Source organism: Leifsonia sp. PS1209 (assembly GCF_012317045.1).
In the GTDB taxonomy this organism is placed as follows: domain Bacteria; phylum Actinomycetota; class Actinomycetes; order Actinomycetales; family Microbacteriaceae; genus Leifsonia.
Genome location: NZ_CP051154.1, coordinates 544,807 through 565,985, shown reverse-complemented (window position 1 = coordinate 565,985; position 21,179 = coordinate 544,807). Strand labels below are relative to the sequence as shown.

The following is a 21,179-nucleotide window of genomic DNA, read 5'->3' as shown; positions in this document are numbered from 1 at the left end:
GCGACACCCCGTGTCAGCCGTGCATAAGTCCGGACTCGATTGTGTTTCGGCCGAGGCCAGGGGTCAGACGAGGAAGTCGACGGCGGAACGACCGCCGACCACCGACCGGATGAACGCGGCGACCCGCTGGTGATCCGGGTGGTCGACGTAGCGCTGCAGTGCATCCTCGTCGGCGAAGTCGCTGATCAGCACGACGTCGAAGTTGTCCGCGCTCAGCGCGTTCACCCCGACTTCCAGCGCGAGGATCTCCGGGATGGTCGCGGGCAGCGACTCCAGGCCGGCCTTCACGGCCGCGGCCTGCTCTGCGCGCTCGGAATCATCCGAGGTGGCGAGCTTCCACGAGACGACATGGCGAATGGTCATCGGACCTCCAGGAGTGCGGTGCGGAGACGCGCAGGATCGACGCGCCAATAGGTGTGGACCCTGCCATCGACGAGCACCACGGGGATGTCCTCGACGTACTGCGCGTGCAGCTCGGGCTCCTCCAGGATGTTCCGCTCGTCCACCACGACGGTCGGTGCTCCGGGAGGCAGGTCGCCGATCACGGCGCCGATCACCTCACGGGCGTCATCGCAGAGGTGGCACCCCGGCTTGCCGATCAGGGTGAGGGAGACGCTGGACACGCATCCAGCCTATCCGGATGCGGGCAGCCCGGCTCCGGGCAGCAAAAAGCGTCGGTCCCGAGGGGCCGACGCCTGAGCTGCAGACCGAGGTCTACTTCTTGTTGCGACGCTGGTGGCGCGTCTTGCGAAGAAGCTTGCGGTGCTTCTTCTTCGCCATACGCTTGCGACGCTTTTTGATAACGGAACCCACGTAGACCTCACAAAGTTAGGGGGCTGGCCGCGGAATGCGCGGCGACACAAGCCAACAGTCTACCCGACGTCACGCTGTGTCGGCGACGTGATTCTCAAGAGCCTGTGTTACGGCCGATTCCGGCACCCGGAAGGAGCGCCCGAAACGGATGGCGGGGAGTTCCCCCGAGTGCACGAGGCGGTACACGGTCATGCGGGAGACGCGCATCATGTCGGCCACCTCGGCGACCGTCAGGAAGCGCACATCCGAGAGATCGCGTGCCATCTGCCAAGTCCTTCTTCTGCTGTCATGGTACTCGTGTGACACGAGTGGTGACACGAACTCTAGAACCCGCCGGGGCTCGCAGACAAGTGGAGGTCGTGCAGCGGTCAGTCGCGACGCCATTTGCGGGGCGTCACGCGCTCCACGGCGGTGGTCACCCGGTGGCCGGTGTCGGCGAGCACCTTGCCGACCGTGCTCGCGAACTCACGCGTCTCGTCGGCCAGCTGGTCTTCGATCGCCGCGAGGTCGACATCGGATGCCGTGAACGGAATGACCCAGTCCTCGACGGCCTCCAGGGGTGCAGCATCCAGCCGGTAGTAGCGGTGCTGACCCTCCTCGCGAACCGAGACGAGCCCGGCCTCGCGCAGCACCTTGAGGTGCTTGGAGACCGTCGGCTGGCTCAATTCCAGTGTCGACACGATCTCGGAGACCGATATCTCTCCGGAGGAATGGACATCGTCGGCATGGCGGTCGAGAAGCACTCGCAGGATGTCGCGCCGCGTCGCATCCGCGATCACGTCAAAGATGTCGGCCATCACCCCAGGCTAGTCACTCGCCCAGCGGAGTACCATGTCCCAAGCTGTCGGCGGGAGGAACGGTCATGCGAGCGACACAGACGTCCGGGCGGATGAGCCTGACGCCGGCCGGTCGGATGCGCGACGGCATCAACGGTTTCGCGAGCAGGAGCCCTTCGCGGTTCGCGATCCTCGTCTTCACCCTGTTGATCCTGGTCTTCACGCTGCTCTTCTCGCTGCCGATCGCCACCACAGCCCGGTCGACCACCCCGCTCGCCGACGCGCTCTTCACCGCGGTCAGCGTCATCTGCGTGACCGGCCTCTCCACCGTGGACATGGCGACGCACTGGAGCGTCTTCGGCCACCTGCTGGTGTTCTTCGGCGTGCAGATCGGCGCGGTCGGCGTGCTGACGATGGCGAGCATCCTGGGCCTGGTGGTCTCGCGCAAGCTGGGGCTGCGCGCCAAGCTGATGGCCGCGAGCGACAGCAACCCGCTGCGCATCCACGCCGGCCCGGTGGCAGAAGGACAGGCCGTGCGGCTGGGCGAGGTGGGCAAGCTGCTCATCACGGTGGCCCTCAGCATGGTGGTGATCGAGGGCGTCGTCGGGTTGCTGCTCCTGCCCAGGATGCTGATCGCCGGGATCCCGTTCGGTACAGCGCTCTGGGAGAGCATCTACTACGCGGCGATGGCGTTCACGAACACCGGGTTCACGCCGAACGCGGAAGGTCTCGCGCCGTTCGCCGAGGACTTCTGGTTCCTCGGCGCGCTGATGATCGGCGTCTTCCTCGGGGCGATCGGCTTCCCGGTGATCCTCGCCATCGCGACGAACCTGCGCAAGCGTCGCCGCCGCTGGTCCATCCACGTGAAGCTGACCCTGGTGACCTCGGTCATCCTGCTGGTCGCCGGCGCCGTGCTCTACATCGTCCTCGAGGCGGACAACCCGAAGACGTTCGGCCACCTGGATGCCGGCCACACCGTCTTCCAGTCGCTGTTCCTGTCGACGATGGCCAGGTCGGGCGGGTTCTCCACGGTGCCGATCGACGACCTGCACGGCTCGAGCCTGCTGGTGACCGACATGCTGATGTTCATCGGCGGCGGGTCCGCATCCACGGCCGGCGGCATCAAAGTGACGACCCTCGCGGTGCTGTTCCTCGCGGCGTTCGCGGAGGCGCGCGGGGTGGAGTCGATGGATGCGTTCCGTCGCCGCATCCCGATCGACGTGCTGCGGCTGTCGGTGGCTGTGGCGCTGTGGGGTGCCACGATCGTGGCGGTGTCGAGCATCCTGATCCTGCAGATCACCAAGGCGCCGCTCGACCACGTGCTGTTCGACGTGATCTCCGCGTTCGCCACATGCGGCCTGTCGACCGGCCTGACGGAAAAGCTGCCGGATGCGGGAGTGTACGTGATGGCGGCCACGATGTTCTGCGGGCGCGTTGGTACAGTGACACTCGCCGCGGCGCTCGCCCAGAGCCAGCGCAAGCAGCTGTACCAGAACCCTGAGGAGAGGCCGCTCGTTGGTTGACCGGATCAAGCACAACGCTCCCGTCCTGGTGATCGGGCTCGGCCGCTTCGGCGCAGCGACGGCGGGAGAGCTCGACCGGCTGGACCGCGAGGTGCTCGCCATCGACACGGACGCCGGGCTGGTGCAGAAGTGGGCGGACAGGGTGACGCACACGGTGCAGGCCGACGCCCGCTCGATCGAGACGCTGCGCCAGATCGGGGCGGAGGATTTCTCCATCGCGGTCGTCGCTGTGGGCTCGTCGATCGAGGCGAGCGTGCTCATCACCGCCAACCTGGTCGACCTCAAGGTGCCGCAGATCTGGGCCAAAGCCATCTCGCAGTCGCACGGCAAGATCCTGGAACGCATCGGCGCCAACCACGTCATCTACCCGGAGGCGGAGGCCGGCGAGCGCGTCGCCCACCTGGTCTCCGGCCGGATGCTCGACTTCATCGAATTCGACGACGACTTCGCCCTGGTCAAGATGTACCCGCCGAAGCCGATCCGCGGCATCAACCTCACCGAGTCCGGCGTGCGCACGAAGTACCACATCACCGTCGTCGGCGTGAAGAGCCCCGGCAAGCCGTTCACCTACGCGACGGCGGACACCGTGGTCTCCAACCACGACCTCATCATCGTCTCCGGCTCCTCCTCCGACATCGAGCGCTTCGCCGCCCTCGACTCCTGACCGGCGCCGCGCCCCTCGCCCCTCCGCCCCAACCCCGCGCCGCTCGGCCCTGCTCGGCTCCGGTGCCGAAGCCATCGAGCCGGGATTTGTGTACGCGACACACCGGCGCTAGGTGTGCATAAGTCCCGGCTCGATGGCTGGGTTGTGGACAACCTCAGGTGGGGGCCGAAGCGTCGGCAAAGTGGGGGGATGGAACGCGGAACAGACCGAACAGCCAGAACAGCGGGACTAGGCGAAACAGCGGAACTCGGCGGAGAACTCGACGCAGCGGGGTTCACGTACGCGAGGGCCAGAGCGGCAGGATACAGTCGGCGCCGGGTAGACCATCCTGATCTCCAGCGGCCGTTCCGCGGGGTCCGGACAGTGGATGCCGACCCCGACGACCACATCGAGAAGTGCCGGGCCTATGCGGCGCAGCAGCGGCACGGCCACTACTTCAGTCACGAGTCCGCGGCACTGATCCACCGGATGCCGCTGCCGTATCGCCATCACCCGAGTCGCGTGCACGTCGCCGTGTTCGCACCTCACTGGCCACCACGGATGAACGGGGTTGTTCCACACGAGTTGAAGAGTTCCGGCCATCGCGTCGTGACTGTCGACGATCTGGCGTGCGTCTCCCCCGAAGACACCTGGGCTCAGCTTTCGGGGCGGCTCGATGTGGCGGAGCTCGTCGCGATCGGTGATTTCCTGATCACGGGCGACGAGCCGTATTCCGGTCGACCCAGCCCGCTGGGGCGCGCCGAGTTGGAAAGGGCTGTTCGGCACCACGGGCGGCGGCGCGGCGTGCATTCGCTCCGCGTCGCTGTCGAGCTGGTCCGCTACGGCTCTCTGTCGCCGCAGGAGTCCGTCCTGCGAGTCGCGCTGGTCCGCGCTGCACTTCCGGAGCCGGAGCTCAACTTCCGCGTGACCCACGGCGGCCGACTTGTCGCGATGGTCGACCTCGCGTATCCGGAGGCGCGGACGGCCATCGAGTACCTCGGCGACCATCACCGTACGGACGCCGACCTCTACCGGGCAGACATCCACCGGCGCGAGCGTCTCGCATCCATCGGCTGGAACACCGTCTTCATCACGGCTGCCGACCTCGCTGGGCCGGTCCCCCGCGCCGTCCCCCTCATCCGCGCGGCTCTCAAGCGATCGAGCCGGGACTTATGCACGCCCGCGCCCGGCGTGTCGCGTGCATAAGTCCCGGCTCGATGGCTGCGGCCGCAGGTCAGGAGGCGGCGAGCTCGCGGGAGCGGGCGAGGGCGGCGTCGGTGGCGCGCGTGAAGAGGGAGGCAAGGTCGGCGTCGGCGAGGACGGCGATGGCGCGCTCTGTCGTGCCGCCCGGGCTCGTGACGCGGCGGCGGAGCTCTGCGGGGTCCTCGCCGGAGGAGACGAGGAGCTCGGAGGCGCCGAGGAAGGTGCCGTTGACCAGGGTCGCCGCCTGCTCGGGTGTGAAGCCTTTGGCGACGGCGGCGGCGGTCAGCTGCTCGATCAGGAAGAACACGTATGCGGGGCCGGAACCGGAGATGGTGCCGAGCGCATCCAGCTGGGACTCGGGGACCTCGACCACCTCGCCCACCGTCTCGAAGAGCGTGCGCACCAGCGCGAGGTCGTCCGGTCGCGTGCGGTTGCCTCCGCTGATGCCGGTGACCGCCTTGCCGACCACCGCTGGGGTGTTCGGCATCGACCGCACCACGGTCACGGTCTGCGGCAGCAGAGACTCGAACGTCGCCGTCGTCACACCGGCCGCGACGCTCACGACCACGGCGCCGGGGGTGAGGGATGCGCCGATCTCGCGCAGCAGGTCCGGCACCATCGCCGGTTTCACGGCCACGATGACGATTTCGGCGCCGTCCACGGCGAGGCGGTTCGCGTCGGCCTTCGTCTCGGTGGCGTACGCGGTCACCCCTGCTGTGCCGGAGAGTTCCGCGGCGCGCGCCGCCGAGCGGTTGGTCACCCGGATGCCGCCCTGGACGGTGACACCGGGCGCGAGGAGGCCGCTGAGGATGGCGCGGCCCATGGCGCCTGCTCCGAGCATGGCGATCGTCGGGAGCGTGACGTTCTGCGTGTCGGTCATGCTCGCCATCCTAGGATGTTGCCATGAGCGCATCGGGTGGAACCAGGGCAATCGTCGCGGCCTTCGCCGCCAACCTCGGGATCGCCATCACGAAGTTCATCGCGTGGGCCTTCTCCGGCTCGTCGTCGATGCTCGCGGAGGGCGTCCACTCGGTAGCGGACTCCGGTAATCAGCTGCTCCTGCTGCTCGGCGGACGCCAGGCGAAGAAGAAGGCGGACAAGGAGCATCCCTTCGGCTACGGCCGCGAGCGCTACGTCTACGCGTTCGTCGTCTCGATCATCCTGTTCTCCGTCGGTGGCGTGTTCTCCCTGTACGAGGGCATCGAGAAGCTGACGCACCCGCATCCACTCGAGAACTGGTGGCTTCCGCTGCTGGTGCTGGTCATCGCGATCGGCCTGGAGTCGTTCTCGCTCCGCACGGCGGTGCACGAGTCCCGCCCGCACAAGAAGAGCATGTCGTGGCCGCAGTTCATCCGCCGCGCCAAGGCCCCCGAGCTGCCGGTCGTGCTGCTCGAAGACGTCGCGGCGCTCACCGGTCTGGTGTTCGCGCTGCTGGGCGTCGGCCTCACGATCATCACGCACAACGGGGTGTGGGATGCGATCGGCACGCTCCTCATCGGCGCGCTGCTGATCACCGTGGCCGTCATCCTGGGCATGGAGACGAAGAGCCTGCTGGTGGGCGAGGGCGCGAGCGACGAAGACGTCGCGGCCATCGAGAAGGCGATCCTCGACGGCGACGAGGCCGAGCGCATCATCCACATGAAGACGCTGTACCTCGGGCCGGACGAGCTGCTGGTGGGCGTGAAGCTCGCGATCTACGGCGAGCGCAGGCTCTCCGAGGTCGCTGCGGCCATCGACAGCGTCGAGCGCCGCATCCGTGCCGCCGTGCCGTCCGCGCGCGTCATCTACATCGAACCGGATGTGTGGATCGACCCCAACGAGAAGCACCCGGCCACGGACGCCATCGTCATCAAGGGCCTCGAGTGACCCGCCGCGCCGTCGTGCTGCAGCACGACCCCACCATCCACCTCGGCAACATCGGGCCGGTCCTGGCCGAGCACGGCTACGAGGTCAGCGTGGTCGACGCGACGACCGAGGATCTGACGGCAGTGGATGCGGAGACGGCCGACCTCCTCGTCATCCTCGGCGGAGAGATGGGCGCATACCAAACGCGCGAGTTCCCGCACCTGGCGCACGAGCAGGCCCTCATCAGGCAGAGACTCGACACCGAGCTCCCGACGCTCGGGGTGTGCCTCGGCGCGCAGCTCATGGCCGGCGCCCTCGGCGAGCGTGTCTACAAGGGCGGCACGATGCAGATCGGCTTCCGCAGGGTCGAGCCGACGGCGGCGGGAGCGGAGTCGCCGATCAGGCACTTCGACGGCGTCCCCGTCGTGGAGTGGCACGGCGACACGTTCGACCTGCCGGAGCGCGCGACGCTGCTGGCATCCTCGAGCGACTACTCCAACGAGGCGTTCGCCATCGGGGACTTCGCCCTCGCCGTGCAGTTCCACCCGGAAGTGACCGACGAGATGCACGAGCGCTGGGTGTCCGACGGGTACAACGAGCTGGACGAGCATGCGATCGACCCCGACGCCATGCGCCGCGACCGCGAGCAGTACTCGGCGGCGATGCAGGCCGCATCCCGTGCCGCGTTCTCGGAGTGGCTGGCGCAGCTGCCGTAGCGCGCCGCCGGCTGCGTCCGTGCCGCGCGCGCCGCCGCCGCGCCCTCAGCGCTTCGCGCGGAAGAAGTCCAGCAGCAGGTCGGCGCAGTCCTCGGCCAGCACGCCCGCGTACACCTCGACCCGGTGATTCAGCCTGCGGTCGCGCAGCACGTCGTACACCGACCCCGCCGCCCCAGCCTTCTCGTCCCAGGCGCCGAACACCACGCGCGGCACCCGGGCGGCCAGCACGGCGCCCGCGCACATCACGCACGGTTCGAGGGTGACGACGAGCGTGCATCCCTCCAGGTGCCAGTCGTCCCGGGATGCTGCTGCCTCGCGCAGCGCGAGCACCTCCGCGTGGGCGGTCGGGTCGTTGTGCAGCTCGCGCTCGTTGCGGCCGGTCCCGATGACCTCACCCTGCTCGTCGACGACCAGCGCGGCGACCGGGACGTCGCCGGTGTCGAAGGCGAGCCGCGCGTCGGCGATGGCGCGGCGCATCCACTGCTCGTAGTCGTCGGGGACGGCCAGACTCACGCGGGCTCCTCACGGGGGAAACGTCGGTTAGCCTTGAGCCTATGCGAGTGCACGTTGCCGACCACCCCCTCATCACCCACAAGCTGACGGTGTTGCGCAACAAGCACACCCCGTCTCCGGTGTTCCGCGCGCTCACCGAGGAACTCGTGACACTGCTCGCGTACGAAGCGACCCGCGCCGTCAAGGTCGAGCCGGTCGAGATCGAGACGCCGGTCACCACCACCACGGGCGTCACCCTCAGCGAGCCGCGTCCACTGGTCGTCCCCATCCTGCGTGCCGGACTCGGGATGCTCGAGGGCATGGTCCGCCTGATGCCGACCGCCGAGGTCGGCTTCCTCGGTATGGCGCGCAACGAGGTGACGTTCGAGCCGACCACGTACGCGGAGCGCCTGCCGGACGACCTCTCCGACCGCCAGTGCTTCGTGCTCGACCCGATGCTCGCGACGGGAGGCTCGCTCGGCGCCGCCATCGAGTTCCTCTTCAAGCGCGGAGCTGTCGACGTCACCGCCATCTGCATCCTCGCCGCCCCGGAGGGCATCGCCGCCCTGGAGAAGGCGACGGAGGGCCGCGACGTGACCATCGTGCTCGGCGCCCTCGACGAGCGCCTCAACGAGAACGGCTACATCGTGCCCGGCCTCGGCGACGCCGGTGACCGCCTCTACGGCACGGTCTGACCCGTCCACCCCTGCTGACGGCAGCCACGAATGTGACAGAGACGTCGCAACATTCCGTAATGATTTGACACGGGCCGTCACGGGACGCTTTACTTCAATGCATGACTGACAACTCGCGTACCCTGACCTCCTTCGAGGCCCCTGGGGATGCCGGCATGATGATGCCCGGCCGCGACTCGGTCATGTGTTGCCGAATGTGTCGCTAATCTGACGACCCTTCGCCGAGCCAGCCGCCCGCCGACCCACTGAGTCGGGACAGGGCTACCAGCTCCCCGGATGCGCCACACTCACGCATCCGCACACCGGCCGCTCTCAGGCCCAACACACACTCGCGAATCCTCGCACCCCGCCACCTACCTGTACACGTCGAACGTTTCGACGCCACCGGGGACGCCGTATCCGGCAGGGGATTCACCGCATCATCGCAAAGGACCCATCCCATGTCTCTGGCAACCATCGACACCGCTTACTCCCCCAGCCGTCACCTCGCGGCAGCCCCGGCTCCCGCAGCAGCGGTTCCGACGCCGGCCGCCGCCCCCGCCGTCCCCGCCACCCAGATCCGCGCCGTGCCGAACGGCACCGAGGCCCGCGGATTCGTCCTCTACGTCGGCATCGACGAGGCCAAGGCCGCTGCAGCCGGCACCGACCTCGGCCGCATCGTCGAAGCCCTGAAGCGCCTCACCGCCGAGATCGCACCGTCCGCAGAGACGTACGCCGCCGTCGCACTCGCTCCAGAAGGAGCCGGTGGACGCGACGTGGATGTCGTCCGCCTCGCCCTGCAGGACCCCTCCGCCATCGCCAAGCACCGCCACCAGGTGACGCCGGACGAGGACGAGGACCGCGCATCCGGTGGCGTCGTCGTCGACATCTCGCGCAAGCGCCTCCTCCTCGACAACCAGACCGCCGCGCTCACGTACAAGGAGTTCGAGCTCCTGCAGTACCTGGTGCTGCGCGAGGGCCGCACCATCGAGCGCGCCGAGCTGATCTCGTCGCTGTGGGGCTCCGCGGACGACGAGGTGCCGAACGAGCGCACCATCGACGTCCACGTGCGCCGCCTGCGCTCGAAGCTCGGACGGTACGAGGACATCGTCCGCACCGTCCGCGGCGTCGGCTACCGCTTCGACCGTCACGCCGACGTGTCCATCCGGCACGCGTCCGCCCCCTCCCCCGACCTGTTCTAAGCCACCACGCCATCGAGTCCGAAGTTCTTCACGGTGCCACTCGGCGTGGCGCGTGAATAACTTCGGACTCGATTGTTCGGGTCAGGCGGAACGCTGGTAGGCGCGGAAGGCCGAGGTGGCGAGAGCGGCCATCACGACGGTGAGCGCGGCGAGCAGGCCGACGTGCAGCCAGAGCGACGGCCAGTCGGGATGCGCGGAGAGCGCCTGACGGCCGACGATCACCGCCCACTCGAACGGGTTGTACGCCGCGACGTTCTGCACCCACTCCGGGGAGAGCTTCGTGTTCATGATCGCGGAGCTGAGGAACATCAGAGGCAGCGTGATCAGCTGTGAGATGCCGATCAGCGCCGTCTGCTCCTTCGCCAGCAGCGCGACCGCGTTCGAGAGCGAGCAGAACACCGCCGTCAGCAGCACGACCGCGAGCAGCAGCAGCACGATCCCGGTGAACCCGCCCTCGAACCGTGCCCCGGCCCAGAACGCGATCCCGAGCACGACGAGCGACTGCACCACGGCCAGGATCGACTGGTAGACGAGGGTGGACACGATCATCGCCGGACGGCTGGTCGGCGACGTGAGGAACCTGTCCATCACACCGCGCTGCATGTCCTGGATGTAGACCGTGCCCGACCACGCGCTGCCGAACAGCGCCATCATCATCACGATCCCGGGCGTCAGGAACTCCAGATAGCTCTGCCCGTTGCCGAAGCCCGGGATCTGCACGACAGCCTTGAACAGCTGCCCGAACAGCAGCAGCCAGATGATCGGCTGCACCAGGTTCATCACGAGGAACACCGGCATCCGCCAGGCAGCGCGCAGCAAGCGCGCGGTCAGCACGGCGGTGTGGGTGAAGAACGACGGCCCGGACGCCGTGCGCTCCGAGTGGATCCTGGTGGGGGCGATGGCGGTCATGATGCGTTCTCCAATGCTGCGTCCTGCGCGGTCTCCTGAGCTTTCGTGAGGGTGCGGCCGGTGTGCCGCAGGTAGACGTCGTCGAGGCTCGGCCGAGCGACGGTCGCGGACGCGACGGCGATGCCTGCTGCCTCGAGCGCTGCGAGCGCGAGCGGGAGCGTGGCGGCCCCGCTGTCTGCGCGGGCGCGCAGGGTGCGGCCGTCGCCGCCGACCTCGCTCAGCGCATCCACTCGTCCGAGGGCGGTCAGGGCGGCGAACGGGTCGCCGTCCGCGGTGAGCTCGACGATCACGGCGTCGCCGCGGAGGTCGTTCTTCAGCTCCTCCGGGGTCCCGGCCGTCACGACCGTTCCCCTGTCGACGATGGCGAGCCGTTTGGCGAGCCTGTCCGCCTCCTCCAGGTAGTGCGTGGTGAGCAGCACGGTCATGTTCTCGAACGCGGTCATCCGCTCGATCTCCGCCCACAGTTCCGCCCGCGCCTCCGGGTCGAGGCCGGTGGTCGGCTCGTCCAGGAACAGCACGGCCGGTCGGTGCATCAGGCCGATGGCGACGTCGAGCTTGCGGGACATGCCGCCCGAGTACGTCTTCACCTGGCGGGTGGCGTGCTCCGCCAGACCGAACCGGCTGAGCAACTCTGCGGCCCGTGCGCGCGCATCCCGACCGGACAGGCCCTGCAGCCTGCCGGCGAGCACCAGGTTCTCTGCGCCGGTGTCCGTCGGATCCGCGACGGACTTCTGCGCCACGAACCCGATCGAACAGCGCACCCTGCCCGGATGCCTGGCCACGTCGATGCCCGCGACGATCGCGCGGCCGGAGTCCGCACGGGCGAGCGTCGAGAGGATCTTGATGGTGGTGGACTTGCCTGCGCCGTTGGGGCCGAGCAGCCCGAAGATGGTGCCGGTCTCAGCGGTGAAGCTGAGGCCGTCGACGGCGCGCACGGGCGGCTTGCCCCTGCCGGCCGGGTAGGACTTTCTGAGATCGTCGGCGATGAGCGCCGACGGATATTCGGTTGTCACGATGGCTTCCTTTCGAGTGAAGCCGTTCGTGAGAGACCCGCGCGATACCATTGGAAATGGACCCTCGGTGACTGTTGACGCAGGTTCCTCACGGAACGACTGGGGTTTGGATGGCCGGAGAGTTGCCGCTCTCCGGCCATCGGTTCGTTTTCTAGCCCAGCAGGTCGGCCACCTCCTGCCCGAAGTCGCCCGCCGACACCCTCTGCTGGATGTCGGCCATGCTGAGTCCTTCGCGGAGGAGCGCGTGCAGCCCCTCCCACATCTGCAGGCCGCCGATCGACCCGTCCCGGATGCGCGATGCGAGCCCCGCGATGTACGCGCGCTCCGCATCCAGCACCGCCTGGCGGTAGTGGAATTCGACCATGAACAGCTCGGGGAGGCTGTCGCCGATCTCGTCGAGCTGGCGGTGCCGGGAGGCGATCTCGTCGTCGAGCCGCTCCACCCGCTTCTCCAGGAGTTCGAGCGCAGTCTGCGGCGGGAGCATCGGGAGGAGGGAGAGGCCGGTCTCGATGGCCGGGTACTCCTTGACGGGGGTGTCGATGAGCTCGCTCAGCCACTCGTCGGCCTCGCGACGGCCCGCGTCGGTGATCTCGTAGACCACGCGCTCCGGGCGGTTGCCCTCCCGCTCGGTCTGGGTGGCGACGATGAAGCCGTGCTTCTCCAGCGACTTGATGACCGCGTAGAGGGATCCGAAGTTGAGGCGGATACTGTCTTCCTTGCCGCGCTCGCGCATGGACGTGGTCATCTCGTACGGGTACATCGGCCGCTCCCACAGGCAGGACAGCACCGCGAGGGCCAGCGGGTTCGAGATCGCGCGTTTGGACATGTTCACCTCCGAATACTTTGTTTAGAGTATTCGCTTTCGAGTGCTCTGTCCAGCATGCCCGGGAACACGAAGAGCGGGCCTCCCCCGCGACCGTGGTCGCCGGGGAGGCCCGCTCTGTTCGTATGGTGCGTTCAGGCCCTGCTGTTGCGTCGGATGAATCCGACGATCGCGGTGATCACGAAGAAGACGAGACCGAGGATCGCGAGCCACAGGAGTCCCTTGATGGCGAAGCCGAGGACGGCCAGGATGGCCCAGACGACGAGCAGGACGATGATGAGGGCGAGCATTTCGAGGTGATTCCTTCTAGTTGGGGACGGTCGGGAGGTCTAAGAGAGCTAGTGGGCGGCCGAGCCGCGGAACGTCCAGCCGGCGCGCGGTGCAGCATCCGGCGTCGACCAGGTGCGGTAGACCGCGAGCTGAGCGTCGGCGAGGGTGGCGAAGACGCCCAGGTCGCGGCCCGTACTGCTGGTGGCGACGAACCCGTCACGGCTGTGGTCGACCATCCCGAGGTAGGCGGATGGAGTCTCGGCGACCCAGAGTCCCGCCGTGGGGATGCGCCAGGTCACGCACTCCGTGCCTCCCGCCGGCTGGGTGGTGCCTGCGGCGCCTGCTGCGTCCAGAGAGGGTGCCGTCATCGGCGCCGGTGCGTCTCTCGCGATCGTCATGGTGTGCCCTTTCGAGCTTCTCGGTGATGGATAACTAGATTCTCTAGATAGTCCGACGCTGAGACAAATTTGGGCAGGGGGGTTGATTCACGGCTCCGGATACGCTAGTAGCTACAGCAATGAATATTCCCGAACATGCGTAGCTAGACGATCTAGTAATACGCTATCCTCGTGTTGTCGCCATGATGGGCGCACGACGAGATGGGGAGCGTGTCATGGGTGTGCTGGTGTACGACGGCGAAGGATTCGAGTTCGAGGATCGGGTCCTCGCCCATATCCAAGCGGTTATCACGGTCAAACTGCGGCGCAGGGAGCCCTTCCTGTTGAGCTGGACCACGGAGCATTCGACGCCGGGCAGGCACTCGGTCTGGATCGACAACGCCATCCCGCTGCGCTACGAGTTCAGCCGGGACTCGGCCGACCGCCTCAACGACGCCTGGCTCGAGCTGATGATGGAGATGGCCAGCAGGTCGGCCGGAGTCGTCGTTCCTCCGGAGCCCGTCGAGGTCACCTCGCTGTCCAAGCGCAGGCAGCGCACCCCCGCAGCCGCGCTGACGAACGCGTCGGCGATGGCCACGCCGGTGGCGGTCTAGCGGGCATCGCTAGATTGACTAGCTTGTAGTTGGTCTATCATCTAGTGCATGACGACGAACAAACAGGGTTCGACGCCTCATTACTGGTACGGACCGGAGGCGGAACGGGAGAGAGCCGTGGCCGTCCTCGAAGCCATGCGAGCGTACGGAGCCGCTGACGCGGCCATGCAGCGACGCTCGGAGCAGGCGATGCGGATGAGCGAGAACGACATCTCGGCGCTCCGCTACCTCCTCCGGGCGAACGAGCGCGGCGTCAACGTCGGGCCGAAGGAGCTCGCCGACTACCTCGGCGTGCAGAGCTCCTCCATCACGATCCTCCTGGACAGGCTCGAGAAGGCCGGGCACGTCCGGCGCGAGCCGAGCCCGTTCGACAGGCGCGCGCTCATCATCGTGCCCACCGTTCCGACGGACGAGCTGCACAAGGCCATTCTCGGCGACATCCGCGAAGAGCTGGTCGAGGTCGCAGCCTCCCTCTCCGACGAGGACGCGGACACGATCGTGGACTTCATCGACCGCCTGCGCGACGCCGTCGACCACATCGACAGCGCGCGCCCGGCCACGGACCGAGCGGGCGACAGGACCGCCGACAGGGCGAAGCACTGACGTCGCGACACGCCGGGTAAACTGGCGGTCGTATGCCCGAACACCCTTGGTTTGAAACGGCGCCTGCCAGCACGGTGCGCGTCCTCCGCTCGCTGCGCACCTACCGCGCGGTCGAACAGGCGATGCGCAGACGCACCCGCGAGTCCATGAAGATGGGCGAGGCCGATCTGCGCGCACTGCGCTTCCTGCTCCGCGCCGAAGAAGAGGGCCGGCTGGCCACGCCCGCCGATCTCGCTGCCCTGCTCGGCATGAAGTCGTCGTCGATCACGATCATGCTCGACCGGCTCAGCGCATCCGGGCACATCCAGCGGGCGCCGCACCCGAACGACCGGCGAAGCATCGTCATCACCGCCACCCCCGGCGCCGACGTAGAGGTCAGAGAGACCCTCGGGCAGATGCACGACAGACTGTTGGCCGTCGCCGCGTCGCTCGACGAGGATCAGGCGCGCGTCGTCAGCGCGTTCCTCGGGCGCCTCACCGAGACCCTCGACCACCTGAACGAGGACGCTGAGCCGGCTCGAAAGCGCACATAGAAAATTCGCAGCAAAAATAACGAACAGATAACTAGATCCCGTTACCTCTTCGTTATATAGTTCAAGAGCGTTAGTTGTTTGCTGTGGCAGCCAACGCGGAATGTGATTGCAGGACACTCTTGGTGCAAGGGAGAGGGCCGGCCGCTAGCCTCTGCGGCCGGCCCTCAATCTGTTAACGCCGGTCCCGCCACATCCAGGATCCCGTGCTGGCACGGATGGAACTGTCACCGGTTGGTGGAAGGATGCGAATGCATCGAGCATTCGTCCCACCCGAGGAGGCAGCAGCATCATGCGTACAGAGGCGCAAGCGAGCACCGGCGAGCGAACCGGCACGCACGCCGGAACCGGCGAGCGGACGGGCGACGCGCGGCGCGCGGCTGCGCGCGTCAACGCCGTGTCGGCGTGGGAGTCGCTGTTCCGCGCCCAGGTCGCCGTGATGCGCACCCTCGCCGCCGAGTTCCCGACCAGGGACATCTCGTTCAACGAGTACGACGTGCTGTTCAACCTCTCCAGGCAGCCCGACCGCTCGCTCCGCCTGCGCGATCTCAACAAGCACGTGCTGCTCACGCAGCCCAGCGTGAGCAGGCTGGTCGACAGGCTGGTCGCCCGCGGACTCGTCGCGAAATGCCCGGAGCCGTCGGATGCGCGCGGCACGGTGATCCGGATGACGGACTCCGGCTTCGAGATGTTCCGGCGGGTCGCCGTCGAGCACATGCGGACGATCACCGAACGCGTCGGCGGACGGCTCGACCCCGCTGAGCTCGACCGCCTGGCCGAGCTCTGCGACAAGCTCCGGGCCGAGTGACACGGTCCATCCACATCCCGTGCTTCTCCCCAACCTGACGGGTGTCCCGGTGAAACCGCCAACCTCGCCGCGTATCATGACGCCATGAAATCTTCGGGTCGCAGCAAATGGGGATGGGCGCCCGCGCTCCTGGGGTTCGTGGCGCTCAGCGCCGTCGCGGGGGTGCTCGGCGCCGCCGCCGTCACGCCGGCCGTCGCGCTGACCGGGTCGGCAGCCGACTCGACAATCGGCGTCTTCGACGGCCTCCCCGAGTACATCAAAGTCGAGCCGCTCGCGCAGGCATCGACGATGTACGCGAAGTCCGGGGGCAAAGACGTGCCCATCGCGACCTTCTATTCGCAGAACCGCGTGGAGGTCGGCTGGGACGACATCTCGCAGAACCTCAAAGACGCCGCCATCGCCACGGAGGACCCGCGGTTCTACGAGCACGGCGGCGTCGACGTCACGGGCACGATCCGCGGCGCGATGCTCACGGCCCTCCACAAAGACGTGCAGGGCGGTTCGTCGATCACGCAGCAGTACGTCAAGAACATCCTGGTGCAGCGCTGCGAGAACAAGCAGCCGGATGTGACGGCCACGGCCGCCGTGCAGAAGAAGCAGCTCACGGCATACGAGTCCTGCTACAACGACGCCACAGAGGTCGACCCGGTGCGCAAGCTCAAGGAGATGCGCTACGCAATCGGTCTCGAGAAGGAATACACCAAGAACCAGATCCTGCAGAGCTACCTCAACATCGCTCTGTTCGGCGGCCGCACCTACGGCGTTCAGCAGGCGGCCGAATACTACTTCGGCGTCTCTGCGAAAGCTCTCAACCTGCAGCAGGCCGCCACGCTCATCGCCATCCTGAACAACCCGGACAACCTGCGCATCGACAAGCCCACCAGCAAGGAGAACGGCGCGGCCGACGGATACAAGGAGACGCTCGACCGCCGCAACTACGTGCTCGACCGGATGCTCGCCAACGGCAAGATCACCACGGCGGAGCACGACGCGGCGAAGGCGACCAAGGTCGAGCCCAAGATCACTCCGGTGCAGAACGGCTGCATGACGGCCCAGCAGTTCAACGCGGCATTCTTCTGCGACTACGTCGAGCGCCAGATCGAGAACAACGCGATCTTCGGCAAGACGAGCGACGACCGCTCCGGCTTCCTCAACCGCGGCGGCCTGAAGATCTACACCACCCTCAACCTCGACCTGCAGGGGGCGGCCCAGGCATCCATCGCCGCGTACATCCCGCCCGCGAGCCCGTACCTCGACCTCGGCTCCTCCAACGTGTCGGTGGAAGTGGGAACGGGACGCGTCGTGACGATGGTGCAGAACCGGCCGTACGACAACACCGCGGCCCCTGCTCCGGCGACCACGGCCGTCAACTACAACACCGACTACGTGGATGGCGGGTCGGAAGGCTTCCAGACCGGTTCGGCGTACAAGGCGTTCGACCTCCTCGAATGGCTGCAGGAGGGTCATTCGCTGTACGAGTCCGTCAACGGCACGCAACACCTGTTCCCGCAGTCGTCGTTCCACTCCAGCGATCCGTGCCAGGACATCGGCGGAGCGCCGTGGCCGGTCTCGAACGACGAGGGCGAATCGGTCAGCAGCACCACCGTGATGAACGCCACGGCGCAGTCGATCAACACGATCTTCGCCCAGATGGCCACCAAGCTCGACCTGTGCGGCATCAAGCAGCGCGCGCAGGATCTGCTCGTCCACGGCGCGGACGAAGAGGCCAACCGTTTCATGGCCAACCCCTCCTCCGTGCTCGGCACCAACTACATCGCCCCGATCACGATGGCCACCGCGTACGCGGGCATCGCCAACAATGGCGTCGCCTGCAGCCCGATCGCCATCGACAAGATCCTGAACGCTGACGGCACGGAGCACGCCGTTCCGAAGACGCAGTGCTCGACCACACCGATCGATCCCGGTGTCGCGGCGGCCGCGATCTTCGCACTGCAGGGCGTGCTCCGCGGAGGAACGGCCACCTCGGCCAACCCGAACGACGGCATCCCGATCTTCGGCAAGACCGGCACGACGGACGACTCGCTGGAGAACTGGCTCGTCACCTCCACCACCAAGGTCGCCCAGGCCACCTGGGTCGGCAACGTGGAAGGCGCGGTCGCGCTGCGCAGCCAGTCGTTCAACGGCATCGGAGGCGGCAATGTGAAGTTCGCCATCGCCAAGCCGATCCTGGCCGCGCTCAACGCCGTCTACGGCGGGACGGCGTTCCCCGGGCCGGATGCGAAGTTCACGAAGGCTCCGCCTGCGCCGAAGCCGCCGACGCCGACCGCACCCACCGCTCCCGCTCCCCCCGCGGGCGGCGGCAACGGCGGCCAGGGCAACGGCGGCGGTCCGGGCAACGGCGGTCCGGGCAACGGCGGCGGCAACCCTCCAGGACGCGGCTGACGCGGCCCCGAAAGCGATATTGGGATTCCGGTTTTTATACCCTGATTTGCCTTCCTTCGTGAGCGGCGGCTCGCTTATGGTTATCGCGTGGGACGTACACCAGACCCCAGTCGAAAGCCAGAGCTTTTGGGCCGCATCATGGAACATGTTGCGACCGAGCCTCTGTCGCGGATGACCTTTCGCAGTCTGGCGAGCTCCCTCGGGGTCAGCACGTACTCCTTCGTCTACCATTTCGGCTCGCGTCAGGGCATGATCGACGCCATCCTCGAGGAGGGTGTGCGCCAGCAGTCCGAGGCGGCCGTCGGCGTCGACATCGCCGGTTTCGACCGTCAGCAGTTCGCGGACTGGTACAGCGAGGCCTTCCGCCACTCGCTCCGCGAGGGCAACCGCACCGGCCTGCGCCTGCAGTTCGAGGCCGGCGCGCTCGAACCGATCGACCCGGAGATCGGCACACGCATCACCACGTCGTTCACCGACTGGCTCGCGGTCGTGCAGCGCTGGCTCACCAGCAATGGCGTCGAGAAGCGGCGCGCCGCAGTGCTCGCCCACTGGCTCGCCGACACCGCGGCCGGTCTCCACTTCGGCTATCTGCTCACCGGCGACAAGGAGAAGACGGTGTCCGCGTTCGACGTGTTCATCGGCGCGTACCTGAACGAGGCGATCACGGCTTAGAAGCTGCGCGCTCCGCGACCGCCTTCACGCCGGCGAGCATCGTCGTCCAGTTCTCCCGGGAGTGCTCCGCCGCCTCCGCTGTCGGGTTGTTGTCCTGGTCGAGCGTGACGTGAGTACCGGTCGGCGTCTCATCCAGCTCGAACCGCAACGAGTGGTAGTTCTCCGGGACGTCGTCCGACCCGCTCAGCGGGCTGAAGTGCGTGAGCACGATCCTGCTCGGCTCCTGCAACTCGATCACGCGCCCGTGATCCTCGAACGTCTTCCCGTTCCACTCGCCGCGCCAGACGATGCGGCTCCCGATGCGCCAGTCCGACTGCACGTCGGCGCCGAACATGATCTCCGGATGCGCACCGTTGGACGTGAGCACCCGCCACACCGCCGAACGCGGCGCGCGCACATCCACTTCGGCCCGTGCGACGTAGCTGCCCATGACCGCCTCCCCGGCTCTGCCCCGCAGAGCTTCCCTGGGGCTCATCAGACACCCGCCCGCCTCTGGTGGCAAGCGGTGCCTGACTTTTCGGCTCAGGCGTCGTCGCGGGAGAGCACGAGGGCCTGCCACGGCGCGAGCGTCCCGGTGACCCCGCCCCGCGCATCCGGGAGGTTGCTCAGTACGGTCGGCGCACCCGCCCAGGCCTCCGCATCCGGAAGCTCGTAGTCCGCCTGCTCTCCGGTGAGGTTGACGAGCACGAGTAGTTGGCGCGCACCGAGCGTCCTCGTGTACGCGAACACCTGGGGGTGCTCGGGGAGCACCATCTCGAGCGTTCCGCTGGAGACGCGCTCGTCGTGATGCCGCAGGTCGATGAGGCTGCGGTAGTACGCGAACACCGAGTCAGGGTCGCGCCGTTCCGCCGCCGCGTTGACCTCGCGGAAGTTCGGGTTCACCGGGATCCACGGCGTGCCCGTCGTGAACCCGGCGTTCGGCGCATCCGACCACTGCACCGGAGTGCGGGCATTGTCCCTGCTCGTGGTGCGCAGCGCGGCCAGCACCTCCTCGGCCGGGGCGCCGAGCACGTCGACGGCCTCCGCGTAGTGGTTGAGGGTCTCGATGTCACGGAAGTCCTCGATGCCGCGGAACGGCACGTTCGTCATCCCGAGCTCCTCACCCTGGTAGACGTACGGCGTGCCCCGCTGCAGGTGCAGCACGGTGGCGAGCGCCTTCGCCGACGGGATGCGCGCATCCCCGTCGTCGCCGAACCGGCTGACCACGCGCGGCTGGTCGTGGTTGTTCCAGTACAGGCTGTTCCAGCCGCGCTCGGCGAGGCCGTCCTGCCACTTCGCGAACGACCGCTTGAGGTCGAGCACCGACGCCGGGCGGTGATCCCACTTGCCGCCGGGCCCGTGGTCGAGGTCGACGTGCTCGAACTGGAACACCATGTCCAGCTCGCCGCGCGCCGGATCGGTGAACAGCTGAGCCTGGTCGACGGTGACGCCGGGCATCTCTCCTACCGTGAGATACCGGTCGTCGCGCCCCGCGAAAACACGCTCATGCATCTCGTGCAGGAACTCGTGGATGCGCGGCCCCTGCCCGTAGAACGGGTAGCCGTCCCCGTAGAGCGCGCCGGGAGGAACGACGCCGTCCGGCAGGTCCTGCACCTTCGAGATGAGGTTGATGACGTCCATCCGGAACCCGTCGACGCCGCGGTCGAGCCACCAGTTCATCATCTCGTAGACCGCATCCCGCACCTCCGGGTTCTCCCAGTTGAGGTCGGGCTGCTTGCGGGAGAACAGGTGCAGGTAGTACTCGCCGCTCGCCTGATCGAGCTGCCAGGCCGACCCGGAGAAGAACGACCCCCAGTTGTTCGGCTCCGCACCGCTCTCGCCCGGAGCCTTGCCGTCGCGCGGCGGACGCCACCAGTACCAGTCGCGCTTCGGGCTGTCCGGCCCTGCGGACGACTCGACGAACCACGCGTGCTCGTCGGAGGTGTGATTGACGACCAGATCCATCACGAGCTTCATGCCGCGCGCGTGCAGCTCCTGCAACAGCTCGTCGAAGTCGTCGAAGGTGCCGAACGCGGGGTCGATGGCGCGATAGTCGCTGATGTCGTAGCCGTTGTCATCGTGCGGCGACGCATAGATCGGCGAGAGCCAGACCACATCGACGCCGAGCGCATCCAGGTGGTCGAGATGGTCGATGACACCACGCAGATCGCCGATGCCGTCACCGTTGCTGTCCGCGAAACTCCGGGGATACACCTGGTAGACGACGGCGGACTGCCACCATTTCTCGCTCATCTGTTCAGAGTAGCCGGTGGGGTGTGGCGGGCCGGGGC

27 protein-coding genes are annotated in these 21,179 nt (G+C 67.5%); 13 read left to right on the top strand and 14 right to left on the bottom strand.

Annotated elements, in window-relative coordinates:
- Window positions 1-63: 63 nt before the first annotated feature.
- The 5 genes from HF024_RS02845 to HF024_RS02825 form a co-directional block, all read right to left on the bottom strand.
- A complete protein-coding gene (locus HF024_RS02845; protein ID WP_168688565.1) occupies window positions 64-363 on the bottom strand; it encodes a Dabb family protein in 300 nt (99 codons plus the stop codon).
- A complete protein-coding gene (locus HF024_RS02840) occupies window positions 360-623 on the bottom strand; it encodes a glutaredoxin family protein (protein WP_085368761.1) in 264 nt (87 codons plus the stop codon). Before HF024_RS02840 ends, HF024_RS02845 begins: the two co-directional genes overlap by 4 nt.
- Before the next feature lie 91 nt (window positions 624-714).
- Entirely contained in the window at window positions 715-813 is a 99-nt protein-coding gene (locus HF024_RS02835) for an AURKAIP1/COX24 domain-containing protein (protein WP_003792170.1), read from the bottom strand.
- Between the two features lie 69 nt (window positions 814-882).
- A complete protein-coding gene (locus HF024_RS02830) occupies window positions 883-1,077 on the bottom strand; it encodes a helix-turn-helix domain-containing protein (protein ID WP_085368762.1) in 195 nt (64 codons plus the stop codon).
- 104 nt (window positions 1,078-1,181) lie between these two features.
- Window positions 1,182-1,610 carry a metalloregulator ArsR/SmtB family transcription factor gene (locus HF024_RS02825; protein ID WP_085368763.1) on the bottom strand — a complete coding sequence of 143 codons (429 nt, stop codon included), beginning with the start codon at window positions 1,608-1,610 and terminating at the stop codon, window positions 1,182-1,184.
- Between the two features lie 65 nt (window positions 1,611-1,675).
- Between HF024_RS02825 and HF024_RS02820 the strand changes: the two genes are divergently transcribed.
- The 3 genes from HF024_RS02820 to HF024_RS02810 all read left to right on the top strand — a co-directional run bounded on the left by HF024_RS02820 (window position 1,676) and on the right by HF024_RS02810 (window position 4,961).
- Window positions 1,676-3,112 carry a potassium transporter TrkG gene (locus tag HF024_RS02820; RefSeq protein ID WP_085368764.1) on the top strand — a complete coding sequence of 479 codons (1,437 nt, stop codon included), beginning with the start codon at window positions 1,676-1,678 and terminating at the stop codon, window positions 3,110-3,112.
- Window positions 3,105-3,776 carry a TrkA family potassium uptake protein gene (locus HF024_RS02815; RefSeq protein ID WP_085368765.1) on the top strand — a complete coding sequence of 224 codons (672 nt, stop codon included), beginning with the start codon at window positions 3,105-3,107 and terminating at the stop codon, window positions 3,774-3,776. The genes HF024_RS02820 and HF024_RS02815 overlap by 8 nt, the downstream gene beginning before the upstream one ends.
- A gap of 363 nt (window positions 3,777-4,139) precedes the next feature.
- Window positions 4,140-4,961 (top strand): hypothetical protein, encoded by an 822-nt coding sequence (locus HF024_RS02810; RefSeq protein ID WP_210724009.1) that lies wholly within the window; start codon window positions 4,140-4,142, stop codon window positions 4,959-4,961.
- Between the two features lie 28 nt (window positions 4,962-4,989).
- Here HF024_RS02810 and proC read toward each other — a convergent pair whose 3' ends face one another.
- Complete coding sequence (gene proC, locus HF024_RS02805; RefSeq protein WP_168688564.1) at window positions 4,990-5,838, bottom strand: pyrroline-5-carboxylate reductase; 849 nt, start codon at window positions 5,836-5,838, stop codon at window positions 4,990-4,992.
- Between the two features lie 23 nt (window positions 5,839-5,861).
- Between proC and HF024_RS02800 the strand changes: the two genes are divergently transcribed.
- On the top strand, window positions 5,862-6,824 hold the full coding sequence (locus tag HF024_RS02800; protein ID WP_168688563.1) for a cation diffusion facilitator family transporter: 963 nt from the start codon (window positions 5,862-5,864) through the stop codon (window positions 6,822-6,824).
- Window positions 6,821-7,519 carry a glutamine amidotransferase gene (locus tag HF024_RS02795; protein ID WP_085368772.1) on the top strand — a complete coding sequence of 233 codons (699 nt, stop codon included), beginning with the start codon at window positions 6,821-6,823 and terminating at the stop codon, window positions 7,517-7,519. Before HF024_RS02800 ends, HF024_RS02795 begins: the two co-directional genes overlap by 4 nt.
- Before the next feature lie 45 nt (window positions 7,520-7,564).
- Here the strand turns inward: HF024_RS02795 and tadA are convergent, their stop codons facing one another.
- The gene (gene tadA / locus HF024_RS02790; protein WP_168688562.1) at window positions 7,565-8,032 is read right to left on the bottom strand and encodes a tRNA adenosine(34) deaminase TadA; all 468 of its coding nucleotides are present in this window, start codon (window positions 8,030-8,032) and stop codon (window positions 7,565-7,567) included.
- A 41-nt stretch (window positions 8,033-8,073) separates the two neighbouring features.
- On the opposite strand from tadA, the gene upp reads away from it, so the two are divergent.
- Complete coding sequence (upp, locus tag HF024_RS02785) at window positions 8,074-8,706, top strand: uracil phosphoribosyltransferase (protein ID WP_168688561.1); 633 nt, start codon at window positions 8,074-8,076, stop codon at window positions 8,704-8,706.
- A 440-nt stretch (window positions 8,707-9,146) separates the two neighbouring features.
- Window positions 9,147-9,887: a winged helix-turn-helix domain-containing protein gene (locus tag HF024_RS02780; protein WP_085368775.1), complete on the top strand. Its 741-nt coding sequence runs from the start codon at window positions 9,147-9,149 to the stop codon at window positions 9,885-9,887.
- An 81-nt stretch (window positions 9,888-9,968) separates the two neighbouring features.
- On the opposite strand, the gene HF024_RS02775 is transcribed toward HF024_RS02780, so the two are convergent.
- From HF024_RS02775 to HF024_RS02755, 5 genes are all read right to left on the bottom strand, one after another.
- On the bottom strand, window positions 9,969-10,796 hold the full coding sequence (locus HF024_RS02775; protein WP_168688560.1) for an ABC transporter permease: 828 nt from the start codon (window positions 10,794-10,796) through the stop codon (window positions 9,969-9,971).
- Window positions 10,793-11,809, bottom strand: a complete 1,017-nt coding sequence (locus HF024_RS02770; protein WP_168688559.1) for an ATP-binding cassette domain-containing protein — start codon at window positions 11,807-11,809, stop codon at window positions 10,793-10,795. The genes HF024_RS02775 and HF024_RS02770 overlap by 4 nt, the downstream gene beginning before the upstream one ends.
- A 151-nt stretch (window positions 11,810-11,960) precedes the next feature.
- Complete coding sequence (locus tag HF024_RS02765; RefSeq protein ID WP_085368778.1) at window positions 11,961-12,635, bottom strand: PadR family transcriptional regulator; 675 nt, start codon at window positions 12,633-12,635, stop codon at window positions 11,961-11,963.
- 131 nt (window positions 12,636-12,766) lie between these two features.
- The gene (locus HF024_RS02760; RefSeq protein ID WP_168688558.1) at window positions 12,767-12,922 is read right to left on the bottom strand and encodes a hypothetical protein; all 156 of its coding nucleotides are present in this window, start codon (window positions 12,920-12,922) and stop codon (window positions 12,767-12,769) included.
- Between the two features lie 48 nt (window positions 12,923-12,970).
- Window positions 12,971-13,300 (bottom strand): hypothetical protein, encoded by a 330-nt coding sequence (locus HF024_RS02755; protein WP_210724007.1) that lies wholly within the window; start codon window positions 13,298-13,300, stop codon window positions 12,971-12,973.
- Window positions 13,301-13,515: 215 nt separating this feature from the next.
- On the opposite strand from HF024_RS02755, the gene HF024_RS02750 reads away from it, so the two are divergent.
- The 6 genes from HF024_RS02750 to HF024_RS02725 all read left to right on the top strand — a co-directional run bounded on the left by HF024_RS02750 (window position 13,516) and on the right by HF024_RS02725 (window position 18,909).
- Window positions 13,516-13,893, top strand: a complete 378-nt coding sequence (locus HF024_RS02750) for a hypothetical protein (protein ID WP_210724006.1) — start codon at window positions 13,516-13,518, stop codon at window positions 13,891-13,893.
- Between the two features lie 48 nt (window positions 13,894-13,941).
- Window positions 13,942-14,496 carry a MarR family transcriptional regulator gene (locus tag HF024_RS02745; protein ID WP_085368780.1) on the top strand — a complete coding sequence of 185 codons (555 nt, stop codon included), beginning with the start codon at window positions 13,942-13,944 and terminating at the stop codon, window positions 14,494-14,496.
- A 32-nt stretch (window positions 14,497-14,528) separates the two neighbouring features.
- Window positions 14,529-15,029, top strand: coding sequence for a MarR family transcriptional regulator (locus HF024_RS02740; RefSeq protein WP_168688557.1), 501 nt, complete (start codon window positions 14,529-14,531; stop codon window positions 15,027-15,029).
- 436 nt (window positions 15,030-15,465) lie between these two features.
- Window positions 15,466-15,834 (top strand): MarR family transcriptional regulator, encoded by a 369-nt coding sequence (locus HF024_RS02735; protein WP_247597401.1) that lies wholly within the window; start codon window positions 15,466-15,468, stop codon window positions 15,832-15,834.
- Window positions 15,835-15,918: 84 nt separating this feature from the next.
- Complete coding sequence (locus tag HF024_RS02730) at window positions 15,919-18,237, top strand: transglycosylase domain-containing protein (RefSeq protein WP_168688555.1); 2,319 nt, start codon at window positions 15,919-15,921, stop codon at window positions 18,235-18,237.
- A gap of 171 nt (window positions 18,238-18,408) precedes the next feature.
- Entirely contained in the window at window positions 18,409-18,909 is a 501-nt protein-coding gene (locus HF024_RS02725; RefSeq protein WP_247597273.1) for a TetR/AcrR family transcriptional regulator, read from the top strand.
- Here HF024_RS02725 and HF024_RS02720 read toward each other — a convergent pair.
- Together HF024_RS02720 and HF024_RS02715 are read right to left on the bottom strand one after the other, a co-directional pair.
- Window positions 18,899-19,384: an SRPBCC family protein gene (locus tag HF024_RS02720; protein ID WP_247597272.1), complete on the bottom strand. Its 486-nt coding sequence runs from the start codon at window positions 19,382-19,384 to the stop codon at window positions 18,899-18,901. The genes HF024_RS02725 and HF024_RS02720 overlap by 11 nt on opposite strands.
- A gap of 47 nt (window positions 19,385-19,431) precedes the next feature.
- A complete protein-coding gene (locus HF024_RS02715) occupies window positions 19,432-21,141 on the bottom strand; it encodes an alpha-glucosidase (protein WP_168688554.1) in 1,710 nt (569 codons plus the stop codon).
- Window positions 21,142-21,179: the final 38 nt, after the last annotated feature.